Source organism: Mesorhizobium sp. M1A.F.Ca.IN.020.04.1.1, assembly GCF_003997315.1.
In the GTDB taxonomy this organism is placed as follows: Bacteria; Pseudomonadota; Alphaproteobacteria; order Rhizobiales; family Rhizobiaceae; genus Mesorhizobium.
Genome location: NZ_RZSN01000217.1, coordinates 1 through 8,321 on the forward strand (window position 1 = coordinate 1; position 8,321 = coordinate 8,321).

An 8,321-nucleotide genomic window follows, 5' to 3' on the forward strand; every position below is an offset into this window, starting at 1 on the left:
GGGCAAGCCGGAGTGACTGGTGACGCCATGACCGTTGCTGTTGGGGACGGACGGGGTTTCAGCAGCTTGGCGGCGGCGCCGGACGGGCGGGCACTTGCGTAGTGTACCGCCCGCTCCTGGCCGGCAGCGGCGCGAGGTTTCGCGTACGAGGCTCAGAAAGGGTGCCCAGACCGCTACTGACGAACCGTTGCCAGCTTTTCAAGCGTCGGCTCGCTATAGGCCTTCTTGATCGCAATTCCCTCCTGAAGACGCTTCGCGCGGGCGAGCGCTGCCGGGGAGCGACCATCAAGCTTGCGGCCGGAAGCGTTCACCAGGCGCTCCGTACGACGCAACAGGTCGTAAGAGCGGATCAGCGCCCTTCTGCTCTCCTCAATCAGTTGGTCCTGGAAATCTGCGGCCGCGTGCCCGCGCGCGGGCTAGTGGGGATTCTTGTTCTCGAGCATGCCGCTCTCCCTGTTCAGGCGGGAGCGCGGATCAACGTCTCTCAGTCGCCAATGGTGTCCGGTGGGTGGTACCAGCGATAAGGCAGGGTACGCCGATTGGCGCGCCGTGGCAAAGCCAATAGTTTCGACCGATCTCGGACCGCCGCAAAGGAGTGCCGCAGGGCGGCCTGGCTCGCCTCAGAAGGTAAAGCCGGACGACGGCGCGACGGCGGTCGCGGCCGACAGCCTGCCGCGCTTTTGCAGCCGCGGCTTTTCGTAAGTCTTCTTCATCGTTCGTTCCTGGGCGGGTCAACGACCGGCGCAGGTGAACGCGATGCGGCCGCCCTGTCAAGCTTAGCCCGGGAATGCTTGCCCTGCTGGCTGTTGCTTAGGTCAGCGCGGCGGGATCGGAGCCGACGACCCGGCAACGACGCTCGACAGCTTCTGGCGCTTCACCAGCACCGGTTTCTCATAGATCTTCTTCATGGATATGCCCCTTGCCCAATTTGCCGCCTCACGACGCAAGGGAAGTGCCGTTTGTCAAAAAACGTTTTCGTGAGATGCGTGCAGAGCGAGCCGGCTGCAACCGAATGCGGGCAGGCTGTGGTCAGCCGGCAACATCGAGCCTGCTGAGGTTCGTTCCTAGCCCGCGTGCTGCAGCCAATGGCGGTCGAACACGTCGAGGATGGCGCGATACTCGGACGGCGGGATTTGGTTGACGCCGCCGTCGCTGTCGGCACTGAGGAACTGGCCGAGCTGCCGGTCGACCGCTTCCGGGTGCTCCATGACGATGCCGAGGCTCGCGAGATCGGCGGCGATCGAGGTGCCCGGCGGCAGGTACCCGCCCCATTGCTCGGCGGCTGGCGCATCGCGCAGGCGCACCAGCAGGATTCTTGTCAGCGAGGGCTGCGCCTCCGGGCCGATGATGGCGGTGCCGACCATATAGCCGCCGAGCACGCTCACCGGCTGCGTCTGCGGGAACAGGCAAAGGAAGAACTGCGCTTCGCCGCCCACCTCCTTCAGATGTAGGTAGAGGCTGCGCTTTGCCGGCGTGACCGGCCCGCCGAGCTGCAACTGCCCGGTCGGCAATGTCTCGCGATATGTGGCGGTGAACGCATGCGCGCCGGGTCCGGCCTCGATCGACAGGCGGCCCCTGATGAGTTGGCCGCGATAGTAAGGCGACCAGGCGCGCGAATAGCAGGCATAGGTCCCGGCAAGCGCCAGCCCGGTGCCCTTGTCGTCATGCCCGGGCGAGGCCTCGGCCTGGGCGTGGGCGCGGCGTTCGAGCTCCGTCGCGTCGATGCCGTTCCGGGCCGCGATCGCGGCCGTGAAGCTCGGCAGATCGCTCTCGGCGATCCAGGCGCCGGGTCGCTCGAGGCGCAGCACTTTCGCCCAGTCTTCGTAGACGCTGTGCTCGCGAGGCTGGGCGCGGCCTTGCAGCCATTTGTCGGCGCGGCCGATATCGAAAGCCGTCTTCGGATTGACCGCTCGGAACGCCGCCGCCAGATCCTTGCGGCTGGCGGTTCCCAGCACGACCGAAGTCAGTCGTAACTTCTGCGCGATGTTCAGTGCCATCCGGCTGCACCTGTTCCGTCCCGACAGAATCGGGATTGGCCTCTTGTTCGAGCGAAGATCATGCTTTCACGGCCGCCGCAAGCTCACTGGGCAGTGCAACCAGGAGCAAGCAAGCCGTCCCGCCGGCTCCGCAGCAGCGCCGCAAGACGATCCAGGCCAAGCCATCCGCCTGCACTGGACCTGCATTTCTAGCGCGCTCCGAAGGATCCGGGCTTCTGCCCGGATCGGCGAGGCAGAACAGAAACGGCCGGACAAGGGCCGAACCAGACAGCCACCCGGCCAGCCTGAGGGCTGGGGCGTGGCGCCGCCGGCGGGGCCGGCGCCTGCCCGCGCGGTTCGCGCGGGCCTTCGGGCCGGTCAATTGAGGGGGAAAGTCGCCTCCCTCATCCAGCCGCCTGCAGCTCCTTCTTGCGGGCCGGCCGGCGGCGTGGCCGGCGTTGCGGCGCAAGCTTCAGCATCACCGGCGGCTCGCTCGACAGGGCGCCCGTCACGGCGCTGACCATGCCATGGGCGACGAAATCGGCGTTAAGCCCGGCGGCAAGTTCGGCCGCGGCCTTGGCGTCGCTGTTGCCGATTTCCGACCAGGACACGATGCCGACCCTGAGACGCGGTTTCAGCCGCTTCAGCCGCCGCACCATGAAGCGCGCGTGCTTGGTGGAGTCGCGGTTGAGGAAACCGATCACCACCGTATCGACGCCGCTCAGGTCGAGGCGGCGGATCCCGGCAGGTTCGAGGTCAATGAAACTCGCTCTCGACACTTCGGCGCCCTGCACCTCCAGCACCTGCGCCAGCATAGCGGCGGCGGCGTCGTCGAGCTCGCCCCGCCCGCCGGCGCAAAGCACGGAGAAGCCCACGCCATCCGGAAGATCGACCTCCTCGGATAGAGGCTCCTTGCCGTCGCCGGCCTTCCGATCGTTCGCCTTGCCTTCAGCAGCCTTGCCCGCGGTGATCTTGGCTGAGGCTGCCCGGCGAGGCCTCGGCCGAGGCAGTGGCTGCCTGCTGGTCCTCTTCCTCCTCGGCTTCCGCCTCCTCCGCTTCCTCCTGGGCGCTGGCGTCCAGATTGGCGACGAGCGTCAGCGCGCTCGCCGCTACCTGTTTGCGCTGTTCGTCATCCATGACGCCGCGCATGCGGTCCTGCTCGCCAAGCAGCAGCGCCGGAATCGCCACCTGGTCGTAGAACTCGAACAGGTATTTTTCTTCGAGCATCTCCTCGGCGTGGTCGGTCGCCTCGTCCGGATCGGCGGCAAGCAGCCGCTGATAGAGACGCGCATGAGGCTCGAGCACCGGCTCGTTGCCGAACAGCACGTCGAGGAACTCGAACTGCGGAACGTGGCGGCCGAGGACGACGAGGCAGACGGTGAGCGGCGTCGACAGCACCAGGCCGATCGGCCCCCAGAGCCAGGTCCAGAAGATCGCCGCGACGATGATGGCGAGCGGCGAGAGGCCGGTGCGCGAGCCATAGAGCCATGGCTCGATGACGTTGCCGGTGATCAGCTCCATGGCGATGAACAGTGCCCCGGTCCACAGAAGAAGCGACCAGCCGGGCGCCACCGCCAGCGCCAGGAACAGCGGCAGCAGCGCGCCGATGATCGGCCCGATATAGGGAACGAAGCGCAGGGCGAGCGCCAGCATGCCCCAAAGCAGCGCATTGGGTATGCCCAGCACCCACAGGCCGATGGTGATCGGGATGGCGTAGATGACGTTCACCACCAGCTGCATCAACAGATACTGGCCGACCCGCTTGCCGGCATCTTGCAGCGCCTGGGTGGTGCGGTGGAGATCGCCATAGCCGACGAGACGGATGAAGCGGTCGCGCAGATCCTCCCGCTCCATCAGCATGAAGATGACGACGACGACCACAAGGCCGGCCGAGCCGAGCGGGCTGAGCAGCGGCTCGATGACCTTTTGCAACACTTCGAGCGGCCTTTCCTGCGCGACGATCTCGACCGGGATCGGATCGCGCTTCGGCGTCTGGGCGGCGGACGGCAGTTGCGGCTCCTGGCGCTCGAATTCCTGGCCGACGCGCTCGATCACGCCGCTCAAGCGCGAGATGATGCCGTTGCCCAGCCCGTTTTCCTTCAGCGCGCGGATCTTTGTCAGGATGTTGATCTGATAGACGGGGATGTTCTGGGCGAGGTCGCTGACCTGCGTGGCCACCACGAAGGAGAACAGCGCAAGCGCGGCAAAGGCGCCCAAAACGCTGGCAATCACGGCAGGCAGGCGCGGAATGCCGACGCGTTTCAACGCCGACACGAGCGGCGCGATGGCGAAAGTCAACAGCAGCGCGACTGCGATCGGCAAAAACACTTCGCGCCCGAAATAGAGCGCCGCAACCGACGCGACGACGGTTGCGACCGTCGGCAGCGCCGTGCGCGGATGGCTGCGCGAGGCAGCAAGCAGGCCCGCCAGCCCCGGTTCCGGCTCGCGCGTGCCGTTCTGACGATTATCCGCCACCGTGAGTCTCCACCCTGCCCGCCATGATTGGCTTTCGCCGGCGTGCAACGCGCGGATCGGAGGATGGTTGCGAGGCGCGATCAGTTGGAGGGAGGATGAAGCGGCTGATGCAAATCTCCCCTTGCGGACAAGGGGAGATTTGAAGCGCTCGCCGCCGCACCAGAAGGCTCGTGCCCGGCTATTTTACCGGGATCATGAGATGCGCGTAGGGCGTGCCCGGCCACATCACGTAAGGCTTGGACGTGTCGGGCTTGGCATCGGTCGGATAGCCTTTCATCATGTCCATCGCGTTGACGATCATCACATGCGGCCCCGTCTCGATCCAATTGTTGCCTGCCTCGGGCTTCGTCGCATAAGGATCGGTATTGCTGCCGTCGGTGCCGCCGGACAGCATATACATGAAGCCGACCTTGCCTTTGGGGGGTTCCTTCTTTTCCAGCCAGGCCATCGCCCATTCCATCGAGTTGGCATCGCCGCACATCGGATCCGGACCGGGCGAGGCCGGATTGTCCGGCATGCACCAGAAGCCGGTCTTGCCCTCGCGCAGGGTGCGCATATTCCCCTTTTCATCCATGGCGTAGACCGCAGCGCCACTCGCCACTGCGGCGGGTGCGGCGGACTCGGCGCTTTTGATCAGCGCAGCATCGTCGGCAGCTGCGCCCTGCATCGCAATCAAACTGCCCGCTGCCAACAGCGCAGCGACCGTCAGAAGCCGTTTCATGGCCGTTCTCCGGTTCGAGTTGATGTCTTTGTGCATGATGTCGGACGTCACGGCGTCCCAGAGCCGTTCGTCGGTGCACTGATCCTACCAGATTACCTGCAGGCGGACAATTTGCCTTTAGCATTCGCTAATGTCCTTCCATGCTCTCGAACACTGGCGAAACGGCGGCTGAGCTCCTTCGTCATCCTGAGCGAAACGACGCGCGCAGACCCTAGGGTGCCGAAGCGTCGGCTGCCGCCGCCGTTGCAGCCGCCTCCCTTTATGTTGCACTGCGTTAGATTTGTTGCATTGCGGTATGGGCCTATAGGCGCGAGGCTTTACCCAAGGCGGGATACGAACGACCGTTGCGAGGTTCGCCTTCGTGTCAGCACCATCGCCGGACTTCCGGCCCGACATTGAGGGATTGCGGGCGCTCGCCGTGGCGGGCGTTGTCGCCTTCCACTTCGGCCTCACCGCCCTGCCCGGCGGCTTTGCCGGCGTGGATATCTTTTTCGTCATCTCCGGTTACCTCATCACCCGCCATCTGGTCAGCGAAATTTCGCTCACCGGCCGGCTCGACCTCCTTCGTTTTTATGCCCGACGCGCGCGGCGGCTGCTGCCGGTGGCGCTGTTCGTCATCGCCGCCACGCTTGCCGTCGGCACGCTGATCCTGTCGCCGGAGGAGCAGGCGCTCTATTCCAAGGGCGCGATGTTCGCCTCCGCCTACATGATCAATCTGTGGCTGATCCGCTGGTCGTTCGACTATTTCGCCAGCGATGCCGCCAACAACCCCTTTATCCATTACTGGTCGCTGTCGGTGGAGGAGCAGTTTTACCTCGCCTGGCCGGCGCTGCTGATGCTGGCGGCCTGGCTGAAGCCCGGCAAGCGGACGATCATGCTTGCGATCGGCATTGCCGGCCTGGTCTCCTTCGCGGTCTGCGCCTGGCTGACCCCCATTTCGCAGCCCTGGGCCTTCTACTTCTCGCCGCTGCGCGCCTGGGAATTCGCCGCCGGCGGGCTGGCTTCGATGGCGCCGGCATGGCTGCTCCAGAACCGCCCGCGGCTCGGGACGGCGTTCAGCCTCTACGGGCTGGTCCTCATTGCCTTCGCTTACCTCACCTTCAGCGAGGAGGCTCCCTTCCCCGGTTTCCTGGCGCTCGTGCCCGTGGCCGGTACTGTCCTTCTCTTGCTGGCGGGCGCGGCCGGCGTCGGGGACGGCATTCTTTCACGCAATTTCGAACGGAAAAACGCGGGGCTCTTTTCCTCGAATTGCGTGAATGCCGCCCTGGCGCTGCCGCCCTTGCAGTGGATCGGAAAGGTTTCCTACTCGCTCTATCTCTGGCACTGGCCGGTGATCGTCTATGCCGGCATGCTGGTCGAGGAGCTGACTTTTGCGCAACGCCTCGCCTGCCTCGGGCTGACGTTGGCGCTCTCTGCGCTGAGCTATCATTTCATCGAGAATCCAATCCGCCGCAATGGCTGGCTTATGGCCAATGCGGCGCGGGCGCTGGTGCCGGCCCTCCTCCTGACCGGCACCGGCGTCGCAGCCGCTTACGGCAACGCAGCGCTTGCCGTGCGCGCCGAGGACCCCGAGCAGCGCGCGATCGCGGCAAGTGCGGCCGAGCCGGCCACCGCGCGCGCCAAGGCCTGCGTCGAGGGCTACGACACGGTAACGCCGAAACCCTGCGTGTTCGGCAATGGCCAGCGCGTGATCGCGCTGTTCGGCGATTCGCACGCCGATCACTGGTCGACACCGCTGATCGAGGCAGGAAAGAAGAACGGCTACCGCGTCGAGACCTGGCTGAAGAGCTCGTGCCGGCCCTCACGGTTTTCCTACTTTGTCACGAAGCTCAACCGCGACTACCGCGAATGCGACCAGTGGCGCGAACAGGCGATCAAGGAGATCATCGCGGCCAGGCCTTCGCTGGTGGTGATCTCCGAACTGGCGCTGACCTCCTCGCGCAAGATGGCGGCGGGCAAGGGCGAGCCGGACACGCCGGACGCCGTATGGCGGGCCGGCCTGCGCTCGACACTAACCAGCTTGAGCAAGGCCGGGCTGAAGATCGCCTTCATCCGCGACGTGCCGTTCAACGACGAGAACATCGACACCTGCGTGTCGCGCGCGCTGTGGCGCGACAAGGCGCCATCGCTCTGCGACCAGAGCCGCGCCTATGCCGCCAACGACCAGATGGCGGCGGTCGAGCGCGAGATCGTCACCAGCGTGCCCAATGCCACCTACGTCGACCTCACCGACCGCTTCTGCAACGCCACCACCTGCCACGTCTTCATCGACGGCCAGCTCGCCTTCCGCGACCAGCACCATCTGGCAACGCCATTCGCGGAATCGCTGGAACCGGAGGTGGAAAGGCGCGTGATCTCGAAGGTGGGAAGGTAGGGCGCCGCCCCTGTCGTTCGTCATGCTAGGGCGGAGCAAGGAGCGAAGCGACGCGCGCAGACCCTAGGATCCATGCCGTGACGCTAAAGCGTTGCAGCAGTAACAGAATTCTGCACCGTAGCGCTTCACGCCGAAGGTCACGGCATGGATCCTCGGGTCAAGCCCGAGGATTGCGACCGTGCGAGCGTCGGCGTTCCTTCACACCCGTCTGTCCTGCCAGACATCCCCCGCAAGGGGGAGATCAGCAGCTTCTGCTCACTCCGCCACAACCACAAAATGCTTGGTCACCGGCTCGAGGATCTTCCAGGTGCCCTTGAAATCGGCTTCGACCACGAAGGCGTCGCCGGGGCCGACCTCGACCGGCTCGCTGGTGTGCTGGACGGCGGTCTGCATGGTCGGCGATCCCTCGACCGCGATCCAGCCCGGCAGATCGCCGCCATCGCCATGCTCGACGGGGCCGAATTTCAGGATGGTGGGCTTGGTCATGGCAGGCTCCTGCGGTTGGGATTGGCTGGACGTGGCAATAGACGACGACGCCGAGCGCGCACGCGCTGCACGGCGACAGCAGGTGGCGATATGGCGACTCCGAAGATCGAAAACAGCGGGGCGAACAAAAGCGTGATCTCCACCCGCAAGGGCGAAGATCGTCAGCTTCGGCGCCGCTTCGCTCCTTGCTGGGCCTTAGGATCCCCGCCTAATTTTCTCGGAACACCACCCGTCCCGAAACCGTTTGTGCCTCGAAGGGGCAACCATCGACCTCAAGGAGGCAGCGATG

7 protein-coding genes and 1 pseudogene are annotated in these 8,321 nt (G+C 65.4%); 1 reads left to right on the forward strand and 7 read right to left on the reverse strand.

Annotation, left to right across the window (positions count from 1 at the left end):
* Positions 1-173: 173 nt before the first annotated feature.
* The 6 genes and pseudogenes from EOA49_RS32870 to EOA49_RS28230 all read right to left on the reverse strand — a co-directional run bounded on the left by EOA49_RS32870 (position 174) and on the right by EOA49_RS28230 (position 5,172).
* The gene (locus EOA49_RS32870; RefSeq protein WP_164746987.1) at positions 174-311 is read right to left on the reverse strand and encodes a hypothetical protein; all 138 of its coding nucleotides are present in this window, start codon (positions 309-311) and stop codon (positions 174-176) included.
* A 309-nt stretch (positions 312-620) separates the two neighbouring features.
* A complete protein-coding gene (locus EOA49_RS28210) occupies positions 621-713 on the reverse strand; it encodes a putative RiPP precursor (protein WP_127241894.1) in 93 nt (30 codons plus the stop codon).
* A gap of 102 nt (positions 714-815) precedes the next feature.
* Positions 816-908, reverse strand: coding sequence for a hypothetical protein (locus tag EOA49_RS28215; RefSeq protein WP_082980611.1), 93 nt, complete (start codon positions 906-908; stop codon positions 816-818).
* Positions 909-1,064: 156 nt separating this feature from the next.
* Complete coding sequence (locus EOA49_RS28220) at positions 1,065-1,997, reverse strand: hypothetical protein (protein WP_127243483.1); 933 nt, start codon at positions 1,995-1,997, stop codon at positions 1,065-1,067.
* 383 nt (positions 1,998-2,380) lie between these two features.
* Positions 2,381-4,451: pseudogene (locus tag EOA49_RS28225) on the reverse strand (AI-2E family transporter).
* 178 nt (positions 4,452-4,629) lie between these two features.
* Complete coding sequence (locus EOA49_RS28230; protein WP_066999535.1) at positions 4,630-5,172, reverse strand: hypothetical protein; 543 nt, start codon at positions 5,170-5,172, stop codon at positions 4,630-4,632.
* Between the two features lie 361 nt (positions 5,173-5,533).
* On the opposite strand from EOA49_RS28230, the gene EOA49_RS28235 reads away from it, so the two are divergent.
* On the forward strand, positions 5,534-7,546 hold the full coding sequence (locus tag EOA49_RS28235) for an acyltransferase family protein (protein ID WP_127243484.1): 2,013 nt from the start codon (positions 5,534-5,536) through the stop codon (positions 7,544-7,546).
* A gap of 255 nt (positions 7,547-7,801) precedes the next feature.
* Here the strand turns inward: EOA49_RS28235 and EOA49_RS28240 are convergent, their stop codons facing one another.
* On the reverse strand, positions 7,802-8,032 hold the full coding sequence (locus EOA49_RS28240) for a cupin domain-containing protein (RefSeq protein WP_127242297.1): 231 nt from the start codon (positions 8,030-8,032) through the stop codon (positions 7,802-7,804).
* Between the last annotated feature and the right edge of the window lie 289 nt (positions 8,033-8,321).

Excerpts from the sequence above, each read along its gene's own strand:
- EOA49_RS28240 (WP_127242297.1), bottom strand. The coding sequence starts at position 8,032 with ATGACCAAGCCCACCATCCTGAAATTCGGCCCCGTCGAGCATGGCGAT.
- EOA49_RS28220 (WP_127243483.1), bottom strand. The coding sequence starts at position 1,997 with ATGGCACTGAACATCGCGCAGAAGTTACGACTGACTTCGGTCGTGCTG.
- EOA49_RS28210 (WP_127241894.1), bottom strand. The coding sequence starts at position 713 with ATGAAGAAGACTTACGAAAAGCCGCGGCTGCAAAAGCGCGGCAGGCTG.
- EOA49_RS28230 (WP_066999535.1), bottom strand. The coding sequence starts at position 5,172 with ATGAAACGGCTTCTGACGGTCGCTGCGCTGTTGGCAGCGGGCAGTTTG.
- EOA49_RS28215 (WP_082980611.1), bottom strand. The coding sequence starts at position 908 with ATGAAGAAGATCTATGAGAAACCGGTGCTGGTGAAGCGCCAGAAGCTG.